The sequence below is a fragment of the Mesorhizobium sp. GW821-FHT07A06 genome, assembly GCF_059419085.1.
The window spans coordinates 95,308-112,347 of the sequence record NZ_JBWKRC010000009.1 but is presented as its reverse complement, the minus strand read 5'-3'; the positions used below and the strand labels follow the sequence as shown (position 1 = coordinate 112,347).

The 17,040-nt window shown below is 64.0% G+C and carries 1 protein-coding gene (only partly in view); it reads left to right on the top strand.

Annotation, left to right across the window (positions count from 1 at the left end; all coding sequences use genetic code 11):
- Nucleotides 1–92: 92 nt before the first annotated feature.
- Nucleotides 93–17,040, top strand: the 5' portion of a protein-coding gene (locus AC07SZ_RS25265) for an LEPR-XLL domain-containing protein (RefSeq protein WP_494916347.1). The gene runs 13,229 nt beyond the window's last position; the window shows 16,948 of its 30,177 coding nt (coding positions 1–16,948); its start codon is at nucleotides 93–95; its stop codon lies off the right edge, out of view.

Here is a 17,040-nt window from a genome sequence, read left to right as displayed (position 1 = left end):
CATTCAATGCGCCCTTTTTCGCCATTGGGCAGGGAATTTGGGGCGTTCCGCGCGGTTCATGAGATGAGCGCGCGAGCGGGGGGTAAGCGAAGATGGCATTTCCGTTCAAGTCGGAAGGCATTTCCGGCAGGCCTATATCGCACCGGCGGGCGAAGCTTTCTGAAATCCTGAAAGCCAAACTGGCGCGCTTGGTCAAGGGCTCGCGCGTGCAGCGCGAACTCGCCGACCGCATTCGGCTGATCTTCGATCCACTCGAGCCGCGCCTGCTGCTCAATGCCGACCTCAATGTCAATCTGGCAACCGACGGCCCGAACGTCGACCATGAAATCCTGGTCCGTCTGATCGAAGAGGTGCAGACGGTCAACAACGTCGCCACCACCATCCAGCAGGTCCAGATCATCGACCAGACCGATGGCGGCAAGGTGCTGGCATTCGGCGACCTGAGCACCATCAATGCCAGCGCAAACACGTCGTCGATCTCGATCACCGGCGGCAGCGGCAGGGATACGCTGAAAATCGACGAGGATTCGTTTGGCGCCAATACGCTTTCCAAGTCGATCCTGTTCGACGGCGGCGGCGGCAACGACAAGGTGGTGTTCGACAGCTCCGCCAACACCGCCTGGACGCTGAACGGCAACAATGCCGGCACCATCAATGGCGCGCATGTCGATGTGGCATTCACCGGCACGGAGAACCTGAAGGGCGCCGACGGCAACAACGACACCTTCACGATCGCGGCCGCGGGCAAGCTCAGCGGCACGATGGACGGTGGCTTCGGCGGGCAGGACACGATTGTCTATTCGGGAGGCCTGGCCGCCAGCAGCGCGACGCTGGGGGCGAACGGTTCCGGAAAGGTCACGTTCGCCAATCCGAACGGCTCGACGCTTGCCTTCGAGAACATGGAGCCTTTCGCCGTCGGTGGCGGCGTGCTCGTCGTCGACCGCTCGGCCACGGTTTCGGCGGCAGCCAACAAGAACGTCACCGTGCAGGCGAACGGCGCCAACTCCCTGCGCGTGATCATCGACGGCACCAATTACGATTCGGCGGCGACCAGCAAAGTCTGGCTCTATCTCGGCGACAGCGCCAATGTGACGACGCTTTCGTCATTGCCCAGCAATGCCGGCTTCTCGCTGATGCTGGATGCCGGCGAGGAGATCGCCGTCAATTCGGCCGTTTCAACCACGGGCAGCCTTGGCTTGAGCGCCGAGGACATCAACATCGGCTCCTCCGCCGTGATCAGCGCACAGTCGATCGACATAGAGGCCGTTGACTGGGCTCGCACATCGATCGACGCGGCCGGGATCGTTTCGACGCTCAGTGCAACGACGGCGACGTCGGCAACCGTCACCATCGCCGGATCGCTTGCGGCGGCCGGCGGCGCGGTGACGGTTTCGTCTCAGGTGTCCAACACGGTCAAGGCCCACGGCAAGGCTCAGAGCACCCTGCGCACCATCGCCGCGACGCTGACCGACACATCGACGGTGACGCTGGCTGCCACGGCGTCGCTCACCGGATCGGCGATAACGATAGCGGCCAACACCGGTGTCGATGTAGACCTGATGATCACCGAGGTTCCGATCCCCAACCTCCTCGGCCTTACCGAAGTCGTCGTGCCCGACAACGTTCTTGCGCTTACCAGCATCCCGCAAGACACGATCGCCCAGATCAAGGCCGGCTCCGGCGGCATTTTCGATACCAGCTCGCAGGCTTTCAATGACGCGCTGTCGCGCGGCGAGATTGCCGCGGAAGACCTGGCGACGATGGCGAAGACCGTCATCAACGGTTTTACGAACTCGCAGGTTCAATCCAACGTCACTGTCACCAACACGACGGCAACGTCGGTCGATGCCGCAGCAAAGATCATTCAGACCGGCGGCACGATCAACGATGGCGTCACGGACGTGCAAATCTCGGCCGCCGACGACAGCCGCGTTGCGGTCGATCTTCAGACCGAAACCGATGTGCTGATTCCCGGCACCGAGGGGATAGTCATCTTCTCGGCTGTCAGTTCGGACACCAATGTCAATCGGACCACGGGCGTCACTGTCGGTCCCGCAACCGCCGCCGTCTCCACCCATCCAGTGGCGATCAGTGCCCATGGCGATGTTGCGCTCGCCGCGTCCAGCAAGGGCGAGGTGCGCAACGCCATTGTCTCGGGCTCGCTCGGCTCGGTGACCAATGTCGCCTCCGATGCAACGAAGGCGCTGGCCCGTGGGATCACCGTGAATGCCGGTGGACTGGAGGTTACGGCCGAGAGTGCGACCACCTACCGTTCGACCGGTCTCGACGCCGAGAATCGCGTCACTGGCGAAACCAGCGCCGGGATAGACGAGAGCGTTGTCAACGCCGGCACTGGCGGCGTTTCTGTGCTGGCCGGCGACTATTCGACCTTCATCGCGATCGCGACACCCTTCCAGCCGCGCGTGAACCCCAACGACACAGCGCCCTCGACGCAGGTCGCGCGCGTCAGCGTCATCAACATGGTGACCAAGACGACCGCCGCTTCGATTTCGCAGTCGAATGTCGACAGCGACGGCACGGTCACGGTCGCCGCGATAAACCAGACCAACCTTTTGGCCTACTCGTCCTCGGCCCCGGTCGGTGAGGATGCGAATGCCCCGATTGTCGCCAAGACAGCGGTCGCCGGCGTTCTGGCTGTCAACGTCGTCAATGGCTCGACCACGGCAACGATCGATCTCAGCGATGTCCAGACGACCGGCACCGCCGACGTCGTCGTTTCGGCCACCGACAACAGCTTCGTCGACGCAACCATCTATGTCGATATAGACGGTCGTGGTCCGGTCAGCCTGGCCATGGGTTCTTCGAAGGCTGTGACCGGGCTGGAGGCGCTCAACGTCATCGGCTTCAATGTCGGCAGCACGGCCGCTGGTATCGCCAGGGCGACGCTCGATGTCCTGCTCGGCACCCAGTTCTGGACCAACGAGCAACAGGTCAAGGTCAGTGCCACGATCTCGGATTCCGTGGTCGCGGCAGCCGGCGCGCTGATGGTCACGGCACTTTCGAAAGGCGTCGTCAACGCCACCGTCAGCAATGCCTCGCGCAATGTCTCCGAAGGCGGCATTCTCTCCAGCGGCGCGAAGTCGATCGGCGCGATCCTGTCGAGCAACCAGGTCAGCAGGCTTGCCTCGGCGACGATCGACGGCGGTTCGACTTCCAAGCAGGTCAGCGCGAGCGGCGCACTCGATGTCAGCGCCCGGGACGACACCACGATCAATTCCAACACCAAGATCGAGACGGCGGCGATCGCCTCCAGTGACGGCGGGCTGCACGCGCTTGCGGATCTGTTCGATGACGGGCAGAAGCCCGACACAGACCGCTTGCTGACCGACGACAAGGTGGTGCCGCTGGCCTATGGCACCAAGGTCGGACTCGATTACGACGTCAAGACCGATGGCAACACCGGCTCGATCGACGTCAAGACCGGCGATATCGTCTATGTTTCGGTGCTGGGCGGCGCCGGCCATCTCTACAAATATACCGGCCCCGACAAGCATATCGATTTCACGCATAGCTCCACGACCGTCGATTTCGCGACCGATCCCGCCTTCGTCCTGCTGACCGGCGAACGCGGGCAAACCTACACCTATCTGGGCGCCGACAATCCGACGCTCGACCTGACGGATCCGAGCCAGGTCGATTTCACCGACAAGGATCTGTGGAAGGCCGATCTCGATTATTCGATACTCGATTTCAACCTGCGCGCGACCAGCGGCAGCGCGATCGGCGCGGCCATCGTGTTCAACGACGTGCGTGGCGGCGCGACCGCGCTCATCAACAAGGCCAAAGTTCAAGCAGCCACTGTCTCGGTGACGGCGGATTCGACCGGCGCCATCCGGGCCATGGCGGATGTGCTCAGCGAAGCCGAAGGCGGTTCGCCGTTCAACCAGGATGCGCTGGTCCAGAAGGCGCTCGGTTCGGTCAAGGGCTTCCTGTTCAAGGCAGGCGCCACCAGCGGGCAGAGCGCTATCGTGGCAACCAACCTGATCCAGGGGCAGACCTCAGCCAAGATCACCAACGCCACCATCGGTACGAGTGCTAACACGGTCGGCGACGTCACCGTCCACGCCGAGAACCATTCGCTGATCGAGTCCGAAAACAAGACCGTCGCCGAAGTGGGAGAAGGCGAAAAGGCCGCGGCGTTCCAGATCGCCAACAACACGATCGGTTGGGAGCGCGGCAACTTCCTGTTCAACACGGTGGAGACGCTGCTCGGAGACGTCGTCGCCGATGTCGCCGGCGCGACGGGCGATACCAACACGTCGCTTCGCCATGAAAACCCGTTCAATGTCGAAGCCTCGATCACCAATTCCAACGTCACCTCCCATGGCGAAGTGCTTGTCGAGGCGGTATCGAGCGCGCTGATCACCGCGACGATCACCAACGAGGCCTCCGCCTCGGTCGAAGCCCTGTTTGACGGTGCGACGACCGGCTACGGCGCGGTCATTTCCGGCAATAAGGTCAGCAGCACGGCGACCGCGTTCATCAGCGGCGGCACGGTCGTCGCCAAGACGGTCGCGGTCAGTGCCGCCGACGAGGCCGGAATCGAAGCCACAACCGGCCTTGGCGTCAGTTCCCAGCTCGACAACACCAATGGTGTCAACATCGTCAACGAGATCGCCGGCGACATGCTGGACGATTACAAATACACGACGAAGTCGGGCACGCCTCATCTCAACCTGGGCGACACCGTTCGTATCAGCGACGCGGACGACTATGCGGGCACGGGCGAAAAGGGCGGCATCTACCAGTACATGGGACCGGACGGCGCGGCTGTCGATCTGGCGACGGCCAATTTCGACGATTTCGGCCTGTGGAAGAAGCTCAACAGCGACAACCTGATCCCGGCGGATCTGGCCAAGACGGGCCTTTTGGCGGCCGGCATGTCGGAGAAATCCGTGGTCGGCAATGCCACGGGCCTGGGCGGCATCTTCGACCGCAATCAGGTCAAGAGCAATGTGATCGCCAAGCTCGTCAACACGTCGGTGACCACGAACGGCGCGGTTTCGGTCACGGCGGATGAGTCCGCCACCATCACCGCCGTCGACACCAGCGTCATCGATTCCTGGGATTCGACCAGCGGCGTCTCGGTTTCCAATACCGTGCAGGGTGGTGCGTCGGCTTCCGTTGAGAACAGCTCAGTCACCAAGGCAACGAGTGGGATTGCCGGTAACGACCTGACCGTCAAGGCGACGACCAAAGCGACAATCGACGCAACGGCGCTCAGCCAGGCCTATGGCTCGGGCAGCGTCTACGGTTTCGTGCTCGCCTTCAACGCCGTCGGCTGGCAGCCGCAGAACCTGCTCTTCGATGCGGTCGACACGCTGATCGGATCACCCGAGATAGGCAAGGCGCTCGGCAACGAAACACCGGTGCTGACCACCGCCTTCATCACGAACTCCAGCATCGACATCGCCGGCGACATCGATCTGTCGGCCGTCAATGAGGCCGGCATCACCGCCACGACCGGCAACGAAACGGCGATGGACTGGACGAACACGTTCACGCCTTCCGCCAAATATGGCGTCAGCGGCACCGCGGCCGGAGCGATCCTGGCCAGCAACAAGGTCAGTTCGGGTGCGTCCGCCTATATCGACAACAGCGGTACCCCGGCCAGGACCGTCACCGCGGGCGGCGCGGTCGACATCGAGACCTCGAATGCGGCGACGATATCGGCCGACATATCGGTGGTGTCGACAGCCGCGCCGGGCAGCACGCTCGGCGCGCTGCAAGATGTCGTCAGCAAAGTGGCCGATGAACTGGGCGCCGGCGATTACAAATACACAACCAAGTCCGGAACACGCACGGTCGAGAACGGCGACAAGGTCCGTGTCGCGCTCGACTATCTCGACGCCAAATACGATCTCGACACGGTGAGCGGGTCCGTCGACATCACGCATGGCGATCTGGTCGAGAAGGGCGGCACTATCTACCGCTATCTCGGCGACGATCCGATCACCCAGACAAGCGGCATCACCCTGACCGACACGGCGCAGTGGAAGGCCCTCGATGTCAATTCGGGCGAGGTCTACAAATATATCGGCGACACGCCGTTCACCGCTGACCTCGGTGGCGGCTCCGTGGACTATTCCGACATCACGAAATGGCAGCAGCTGAAGACGTCCGACTTCGAGGACATCTTCTTCCCGGCAATCGGGAATGTGGTGACGACCAATTCCAAGGCGATCGGCCTGTCCATCGCCTACAACGACACCCGTGGCGATGCCAAAGCCTACATCAAGGGCACGACTGTCGCGGCCAATGGCGGCGACTTGACGGTTGCGGCCAAGGGCGCCTCGACGATCACGGCCTACACCACGAACACGGTTTCGGCCGCCGGCGGCAGCGGCATCGACGGCTCCGGCGACGTGCTCGGCTTCAGCGGCCAGATCGACACCAATGTCGTGCTCGGCAAGACCTCGGCCAGCATCGAGGACAGTTCGGTCACCGCCAGCGGCAACCTGGTCGTGTCGGCGGATAACGAGGCGCGCATCGACGCCAGGCTTTATTCGTCGGGCGTATCCGGCGCGACGGCTGTCGGTGTGACGCTCGCCTACAATTCCGTCGGTTGGGAAGCGCAGAACATTCTGTTCAACACGCTCGACACGCTGATCGGTTCGCCTTACCTCGCCGACAATGCCTTCGACGGCAATGTCGGCGCCGACGCCACCGCCTCAATTCTGAGGAGTTCCGTCGACGCCGGTGGCGGCATCGACGTTTCGGCGCTCAACAACGCGCAGATCAACGCTACCGTGTCCAATGCGGCCGTGACCGACACGGCGGCGCTGTACGGGGCATCCGGCGCCTCCTACGGCGCGGTGATATCGGGCAACAAGGTCTCGGGGGCAGCCAAGGCGACCATCGACAACAGTGGCACGACCGGCAAGACGATCAGTGCCGGCGACACGATCTCCGTCACGGCCAACGATTCCTCCGGCATCTATTCGAACTCCAAGCTGGTCGCCGAGACCTCGGTCAGCACCGATGGCGGCGCATCGATCATCCAGGAGACCATCAACGACATCCTGCCGGCCGATTACGACACGAAGCCTGACGCAGGCATCGGCACCAAGATCCGCGACATCAAATTTGGCGACCGTGTGCGCATCGCCGACGACTACACCGGTAATGTGGTCATCAATCTCGACCAGATGCTGCCGCCGTCGAAATTCCCGATCTCGAACGGCGACGCGGTCCAGTTCGAGGCTCCCGAAGGCGAGGACAGTGGCCCGATCTACCGGTACAATGGCGAGGACGGCGTCATCGATCTCGAGGCGCTGGTCAATGCAATCGACGCTGGCACGGAAGACATCGACAACGATCCTAACTGGACCCGCATCGGCGGTAACGCCGGCAGCATCTATATCTACATGGGCGACAACGCGAGCGGTCAGGGGCTCGATCTCGCCAGCACCGACTTCACTAATCTCGGCTATTGGAAGGAAGCGCCGGAGGCGACTGTCCTGCTGCAGGATCTGAACCTGTCGGCGGCGCCCTCGCGGGCGGTTGGCGGCCTGGTGGTCATGAACGACGTGCGCGGCGGTTCCGACGCCTCGATCAAGAACGCCACCGTCTCCACCACTGCCGGCGACGTGCAGGTTGTGGCGCTGGAAAGCGCCGACATCAAAGCCAAGGTTGACACGTCGATCACGGCGAATGGCGGCAGTTCGATCGACTGGGACGGCGATTCCAAGACCGACGGCAGCAACGGCAAGCCGGCCGACACGGATCCCGGCACCGACCACAAGCCGGGCTCGCCGGCCGATCCGGCCAATCCCGTGACGCCGGCCGATCCGAAGGAAGAGACACCGGCAGACAAGGTGTTGGCGATCAACGGCACCATCGCCACCAACATCGTGCAGAGCAGCGCCACGGCTACGATCTCCAACAGCGACGTGACCAGCGCCGGCGCCGTGACCGTGGCCGCGCAGAACGTGTCTGCAATCAAGGCCGATACGCAGAGTTCGGCCTACACAAGCGGCGGCGACACGGGCGGCGTGACGCTCGCCTTCAACACGATCGGCTGGAAGGCGAGCAATGTGCTCTTCAACGGCGTCGACGCCCTGCTTGGCGACGACCTGATCGCCGACGCGTTCGGAGGCCGCAATCCGGCGATGACGCAGGCGACCATCGTCGATTCCAACATCGCGGCCGGTGGCGCCGTTTCGGTGACGGCCGACAACAAGTCGATCATCGACGCTACGGTCGGCAACAAGGCTACCTCGTCCTCGACCTCGATTTCGGGCACGGACGGCAAGGCCTTCGGCTTCATCCTGGCGATGAACAAGATCGCCAGCGAATCCACGGCATCCATCGACAACAGCGGTGCCTCGACGGCCCAGGTCAAAGGCACGGACGTCACGGTGGCCTCGACAGACGATGCCTCGATCACGTCCGACGGTAAAGTTCAGGCGCTCGCCGAGATCAAGAACGATTACGGCGCCTCGGTGGTCACCAATCTGATCAATTCGGCGCTCGGCAGCTATCAGTTCACCACCAAGTCCGGTGTCCAGACTGTCAACAGCGGCGACCTCGTCTATATCGACGACGATACGGGCCTCAACGGTCCGGCAACCGGCGAAAAATGGGTTTATGACGGCCCCGACGGCGCGTCGATCGATCTGTCGAGCATCGATTTCTCGGACGGCAACTGGTCCAAGTTCATCGCTACCGACATTGTCGACTGGATCAACACCAACCTCGTGCCCAGCCTGGCCGGCGGCAGCGCCATCGCGGCGGGCGGCATTGCCACCCGCAACGACATTGACAGCGGTGCGTCCGCCACGGTCACGGCTGCCAGTATCATCGCCACCGGCAACGTGCTGGTCTCGGCGCTGCAAACCGGGATGATCACCGCCACCACCACGGCGCGCGTGGAAGCTACGGGCAGCGCCAAGGGCAAGTCGATCGCCGTCAACGGCGTCATCGCCACCAACAACGTCGTCAGCCATGCCACCGCGCTGGTCGAGGACAGTCACGTCGAAGGCGCCGACCTCGCCGTCACGGCGGAAAGCCACGCGTCGATCGACGCCTCGATCGACGCCGACACGATCGCCAAGGCGACCGCGGCCGGCATCACGCTGGCTTTCAACACGATCGGGCTCGCCGGGCAGAACTTCCTGTTCAACACCGTGGATGCATTGGTCGGCACCAATCTTGTCGACACCATCTACGGCCACGATCCGGCCGCGCAGGTCAGTGCGCGGATTTCGAATTCGACCACCGACATGAGCGGTGCCCTGACCGTCTCGGCGACGGCTTCGCAGACGATCAACGCGGAAATCTCCAACTACGTGAAGACCCTGCGCGGCGGTGCCCCGACGGCGGTCAGCGTGGGCGGCGTTTTCGCCCTCAACCGGGTCATCAATTCCGTCGAGGCGGCGATCGAGGACTCGACCGGCATCGACGCCGACGGCTTGGTCACGGTCTCGGCCAGCAACATCAGCGAGATCACATCGCATGTGGTCCTCCCCGTCATAGCCATCAACTACACTTACGGCCAGGATCCTGACGGTAAATCCGTTTCGATCGGGCTGGTGGTGTCGCGCAATGCGATCGACGCCACGGTTTCCGCCACCATCGACAATGTGTCCGACCTCAATGCGGGCAGCGTCTCGGTCACCGCTTCCCAGGCTGGCAAGATCGATGCCACGGCGGCGGCGGCTTCCGTGTCGGTGGCCGCCGGAACTGGCAGCGGGCTGGCAGTCGGCGTCGCCGGCACCATTGCCTTCAACACCATACTGGGCGCGGTCGGCGCGCTGATCCAGGACAGCGATGTGCAGGCGACCGGCGACGTCACCGTGTCCGCCACCAACAGCGCCGACATCGACGCCACCATTGCGGCCGCGGCCGCCTCGGTCGCCGGAGGTTTCAATTCGTCGGGCACCGCGATTGCCGTCGGGATCGTGCTTGCCTTCAACTATGTCGGCTATGCCGGCAGTATCGAAGCACCCGGAGTGGCGACACCGCTGAAAACCGAGGCTCGCATCCGCAATTCCAGCGTCGGCGGTTCCAAGTTCGGCGTGTCGGCGACGTCCGGCCAGACCATAGATGCGCTTACCGTTGCAGGTTCCGTCGCGGTCGGCATTTCGGCGTCCGGCAACGGCACATCCTTCAGCGCCGGTGGCGTGTTTGCCCAAAACAGCATCGCAGCCGACACAACGGCACTGATCGACGGCGGCACTGTCGCCAACGGCAAATCGACCATCACCGCCGGCGCCGGCGGCGTCGATGTCGAGGCAGTGAACACAAGCGAGATCCATGCGCTGGCCGCGGCCGCAACCGTCGCCGCGTCCTTTGCCGCTAAAAATGCGACCGCTATATCGATCGGCCTTGCCGTCGCGCTCAACGACATCAAGGGCAGCGTTGGCGCCGGCGTCGCCGACACGGATGTGACTTCGGACGGAGCGGTCAAGGTAAAGGCCGACAATCACGCCGTCATTGATGCCAAGGGCGCCGCGGCGTCGATAACGGTCGGTTTCTCCGGCAACAATTCGATCGCCATCAGCGGCGCGGGCGCCGCGCTGTCCAACATCATCAACGTCGATACTTCGGCTTCGATCGTGGACTCGGACATCATCGACAGCGCCAGCGTCGATGTCGAGGCGCTGAGCGAATCGACGATTACCGCCACCGTGCTTGCCGCGTCCGTCGGCATCGGCGTGGGCGCGAATGCCGGCATCGGCGCCTCGATCGGCGCCGCCGTCGCCATCAATCGCATCGGCGACTGGTCGGTCGAGGAAGAGGAAGACGATGCGAGCGGCCAGACCTTGCCGACAGGCAATGCAACGCTTGCCAGCGACGGCACCAACGGTGTGCGCGCCTTCATAAGCAACACCGATGTGAACAGCGACGGCCAGGTGAAGGTCGATGCGCATTCCACCGGTTCGATCGAAGCCATTGTCGCGGCTGGGTCGGTTGCGATCGCCGGCGGCGGGTCGACCGGTGTCGGCGTCAGCGTCGCGGGCGTCTACACGCTGAATTTCGTCGCGGTGGCGACCCAGGCCTATATCACCGACGCCAGCAGCGTCTCCGTCGGATCGATCGACATCTCGGCCAAGGACGAAACGACGATCAACGTGCTGGCCGGCGCGGCAAGCCTTGCCGCCGGCATGGCCGGCACCACCGGCGTCGCCGTGTCGATCGGCTTCGCCATGGCGCAGAACAAGATAGAGAACAACGTTGCCGCCTATCTCAAGAACGCCGACAGCGTGGACGCGACGGCGGGCGGCATTTCGATAAGCGCCGAAAACGCCGCCAAGATCCACTCGACGGTTGCCACCGCCTCCATCTCGGTGGCTATCGGCGGCTCCGCCGGTATTTCGTTCAGCGGCGGCGGCGCGGTGGCGCTCAACAACATCGCCACCGACACCAATGCCTTCATCGAGGCGAGCGGCATTTCACAGGCGGATTCCATCTCGGTCACCGCGAGCGGGTCCTCGACCATCAAGGCGGAGACGCTCGCCGTGTCGCTTTCGCTCGGTATCGGCGGCGATGTCGGCGGCGCGGCATCCTTCGGCGCGGCAGTGGCGGTCAACGAGATCGGCCATGGCGAGGCGGACCGCGACCAGGTGCAGGCCTATGTGCGCGGCAGTTCCATCGAAGCCACCGGCGCGCTTACGCTGGGCGCGACCTCGAGCGGAACCATCGACGCCATCGTCGCCGCCGGGTCGGCCGCGATCGGCGCCGGCACGGCCGGCGTAGGCATCAGCGGCGCCGGCGCGGGTACCCGCAACACGGTCGCGGTGCGCACCGCTGCGTTCCTCGACGATCCGAGCGATCAGGCCGGGTCCGTCATCACGGTCGGCTCGGCGGCTATCGGCGCCACCGACACGTCCCACATCAACGCGATCGTCGGGGCGGCGTCGCTGGCGGCCGGCTTCGGCGCCGTGGGTGTCGCCGTCACCATCGGTATCTCGGTCGCTCTCAACGACATCCACAACGACACCTATGCGGGCATCCTCGATGGGCAGACACTAACCACGACATCGGGCGCGATCTCCGTCAAGGCTACCCAGAGCGCCACGATCGACGCCATCTCGGTGGCGGCATCGATCGGCATCGGCATCGGCGGCGCCGGCGGCATCGCGTTTTCGGGCGCGGGTGCCGCTGCCAAGAACACGATCAACGACAACACGATCGCGACCGTCGTCGGCAGCACGCTGGTCAGCGCCGGCGCGGTTACCGTCGAGGCGCTTTCGACATCCTCCATCACCGCCAAGATCGCCGCGCTGTCGCTCGCGGTCGGGGCGTCGGCAGGTCCCGGTATCGGCGCCGCCATCGGTGTCTCGGCCGCCATCAACCGGATCGGCAACTGGACTGTTCCCAACAATCCAGACAATGATCCGACCCTGGCGCCGATCTTCAACGCGACCGGCAGCGGTGGCGTCAGTGCCACGATCATCAACAGCGGCGTGACGGCGGGCGGCACGCTGACGGTTCATGCCAAGGCCGACCAGACAATCGACGCGTTGGTCATCTCTGGCGCCGTGGCGCTCGGTGCCGGAACCGTCGGTGTCGGCGTCGCCGGCGCGGGCGTCTACACCGAAAACATGATCGGCGTGCTGACCGAAGCCTCGATCACCGGCAAGTCCGCCGCCGACAAGGCGACGATCAGTGCGGCCAATGTGACGGTGGGCGCGGAAGATACCTCGCACATCACGGCCAAGGCCGGCGCCGCCGCGATCTCGGCGGCCGTCGGTCTAGTGGGCGCCAGCGTCAGCTTCGGTGTCGCGATCGCCAAGAACACGATCGCCAACGATGTCGACGCCCATCTCGATTTCGCCGATGTGGCGGTCACCGACATACCGATCCACAATCCGACTTACACCAGCGGTGTCGAGACGAACGTGCCGGCACCCGCCGCCGCACCGGGCACCATCACGGTCTCGGCTACGGAAGGTGCGACGATCGACGCCATTTCGGCCGCTGCCGCCGTCGCAATTTCCGGAGGTGCGGTGGCCGTATCCGTCGCTGGCGGCGGTGCCGTCGCGACCAACGTCATTCTCGGCGGAACCCGCGCCTACGCGCTCGACAGCGTCCTCGACGCGGGCGGCGACATTGGCTTCAGCGCCGCGAACACATCGGCCATCACGGCGGACATCGTCGCCGCGGCCGTTGGCGTGGCGATCGGCGGCGTTGCGGTCGGTGCCTCGCTCGGTTTCGGCGTCGCGCTGAATTCCATCGGCTACACGGTCGGTGGTGCGCGCTCCGCGGTCGAGGTTTCAGCCTATCTGAAGGACACCAATGTCGACACATATGGCGCGCTCGGCGTGTCGGCGAACTCCGACCAGTCCATCGATGCCAATGTCGCCGCCGCATCGGTCGCCCTCTCCCTCGGCATGTATTCCTTCAGCGCCGCGGGCGCGGCCGCCACGACGCTGAATCGCGTCGGGGCCGACGTGCACGGCTTCATCGAGGGTGGCATCATCAAAGCCGGCGACGTTGCCATCGAAGCGATCGACTCGTCTTCCATCGATGCTTTTGCCGGCGCGGCCGCGGTGGCCATCTCCGTCGGCTTCGGCGGCGGCAGCAGCGCGCTGGCGCTGGGCGTCGCCTATGCCGAGAACCTGATCTCCAACGACATCTCGGCCTACGCCGAGAACACCAACATCACCGCGACCGGCCAGATTCCGGTGCAGTCGAACGGCTATATCTACACCTTGCCCGGCGCTGTTCACCCGGGCACGGGCATCTCGACCGTGGTCAACAACGTGCTCGTCTTTATCCCGCCGGTGTACGATCGCGTCATGCCGGCCTATCAGGCCAAAACTGGGTCGCTGGCGATCACCGCCAGGGAAAGCGCCTCGCTCTCGTCCGCCGCCATCATGGCCTCGCTGGCGGCATCGACGGATATCGGCGTCACCGTCGCCGGTGGCGGCGCGGTCACTAAAAACACCGCCTCATCAAGCACGGCGGTCTCGCTGACCGGCAGCACCATCAACGTCAACGGCGCGTTCACCATGAGCGCGCGCGACGTCACCTCTGTGGTCACTGAGGTCGAGGCGATTTCGCTGGCGATCGGCATCTTCAGCCTTGCCGCCGGAGGCGCATCGGCGCAATCCAATGTCAATTCCAGCGTTTCGGCGGAGATTTCCGGCTCGACGGTCACGGCCGGGGCGGTCGATGTCGAGGCGGTCATGACACCGAAAGCGCGCTCGCAGGCGGCCGGCGTCAACGCCGGCACCGCCGCGGTCGGTGTGTCGGTGGCCAAGGCCTATGTCGACACGCATGTGAGCGCCCAGACCAGCAGCACCACGTTCAATGTGGACAGCCTGCGCATCGCCGCAAGCCAGACGCTGCCTTCGATCGGCGATACCGCCAACGCCAAGGCGCAAGGCCTTGCCGGCGGCCTAATCGGCGTCGATGCGACGATTACCGAAGCGATCAACACCAGCACGGTGGTCGCTCTGCTCGGCGCCGGCACGCTGATCACGGCGGCCCGCGGCGTCAGCGTCGCGGCGCAGAACGACAGCCGCCAGCGCGCCGATTCCAACAGCGCTGCCTACGGTCTGGTCGCCGCGGGCGCCACCAAGGCCAAGGCGCAGTCGCTGCAGCATTCCAACAATGGCGTGCCGGTGGCCAACACCACGGCCCAGGTGGCCGACAATGTCACGATCAGCGCTGGTGCGATGAGCATCTCGGCGCTGGGCAGCGACGACAACAAGGCATCGAGCTCGCCGGGCGCCGGCGGCCTCGTCGGCATCGCCGCTGCGGTGGCCGACACGACCTCCAACGCCGTCACTCAGGCGGTGCTGGGAAACAACACGCAGGTAACGCTGTCCAAGGCCGCTACCCAGTTGGCGGGCGAGAGCGCTGCGGCCTTCACCGCCTACCAGGGCATCGCCGGCCGTTTCGCCATGACCTCCGACCATCTGGCGCGCGCCAACACGGTGATCGTCACCAGTGCCTATGGCTTGCTTTCCGGTTCGGGCGCCGAGGCCGACAACAACATCAACTCGACCTCCAACGTGATCGTCGGCGACGGCGCCAAGGTTACCGCCTATGCGATCAACGCTACGTCGCTCAACCGGTTCGACAAGCCGAATATCGGTGACAACGTCAACGGCAGCACCGGCGGCCTGGTCAACGGCGCGGGCGTCAGCAGCGACACGCACCTGACGCTGAACACCAAGACGCTGGTCAAGAACAACGCCCAGCTCAAGGTGATCGGGACGTCGATCAACGCCGGCGAGTTCACGCTCGCGGCGCGGAACGACATCACCTTCTACGAGAACGTCTCCTACAAGGGCGGCGGTCTCGGGTCCGGCATCGGCGCAGAGAGCACATTTGACGCCGACAATGTCTTCGCGACCGTCCAGATCGGCACCAACACGGCCGTCGACAGCAATGTCGAGCTGAGCACCGTCGGCGAGATGGATCTCAAGGCCGACACCAACGCAAACGCGGAACTGCATGTCAGCGTCGACAACTATGGCGGCGTGACCGTGTCCGTGGCCGACGCCACCATCAATCTCAGCCCGACCAACAGCATCCTCGTCGGCAACGGCTCGCACATCAAGGCGCTGTCCGACGTCAACATGCTGTCGGGCATGGATGCCAACTCCAACCATGACGTCTATCGCGTGGCGGTCTACAGCGACACCTTCGCCGGCAGCGTCATCCCGATCGACCACGTGGTTTCAGACGCGCTCCTGTACCAGGAAAACGTGATCACCATCTATGCCGCCGCGCTGGTCGAAACGGGCGGAAATGTCAGGCTGTTCGCCGATAAATCCGCCTTCGCCGACATGACTTCGCAAGGCAAGGCGGTCAACTGGGCGTCTTCGCTGTCGGGCGCCATCGACAAGGCGCTGGGTGGCAATGCCTATGCGCAGTTCGACGGCACCGCGCACACCGATTCGCACGCCTTCGTTACCGTCGACGGCACGGTGAGGACCGGCCTCAACCGCAACATCAATATCACCATCAACAGCATCGGCGGGACCGCGGCCAACCCAACGATCGACTATAGCGGTCCCGGCTCCGAGACCGTTTCGCTGAGCGTTGATCAGGCGCCGCTGGTTTCCGGTTATTTCGACCTGATCGCCGATGCCGAAAACAAGAAGGCGCAATACGCCGACAACCAGGACCTCGTCGATTTCTACGATCGCGAGATCGCCCGCATGACCAACGAGTTGCTCTTCCTTGGGCTTGCCAAGGTGGAAACACTGGTTGACGGTAACGGCAATCCGATCCTGGATTCGAACGGGCATGTCCAGACCGCGCTTTTCGCGGTCCAGAAAAAGGTGCTGACAATCCATGTCGACCCGATCCTGGCGGCGGCCGGGTACATTGATATCCGGGGCGATGTGCTGCAGGGCCAGGGCAAGCTCGACGCGCCCGGCAACGTCAACGTCACGATCGTCAACAACACGGTCGCCTTCCTCGACATCGGCGGCATCTATATCCCCGAGAACAATGGCGGCGTCTATTTCAACGGCTTCCAGAACGAGATTTCGCAGATCGACAATCCGGCGACCGATCCGGCCGTGGTGCGCGGCCTGCTCAACGGCGTAATCGCCGCCCAGAACCAGGCCAATGCCAACTCCGACAATTCGGACGGCCAGCGCGGCGGCGAGCCGGTGTTGGTGCCGGGCCTCGTCAACCTTGACATCACCCGTACCTTTGGTGTTGCGCCGGTCAACAAGGTGCTCATCCAGAACACGCTGATCGTCGATACCAACCACAACCCGTGGCCGGGAATAACGATTTCCGGCGACATCGACGCGATCTCGGCCGACGTCACGATCGACAACAGCGTCGGCTCTGGCAACATCACCATCACCGGCAGTATCCACAGCGCCTCGTTGAAGGTCATCACCGCCGGCATGGTGGTGATCGACCTGCCGCCGGGCAGCGTGCTCAACACCGGCGGCGACCCCTATATTGCCTGGAAGCAGATCACCAGTCCGGATGGTATGGGCGCGGCGACCGACGCCAACCGCGACGCCGAACTCGCCAAGCAGCCGACCAGCGGCATCTATGCCAGCCTGATCTCGATCAACGCCGAATATGTGAACC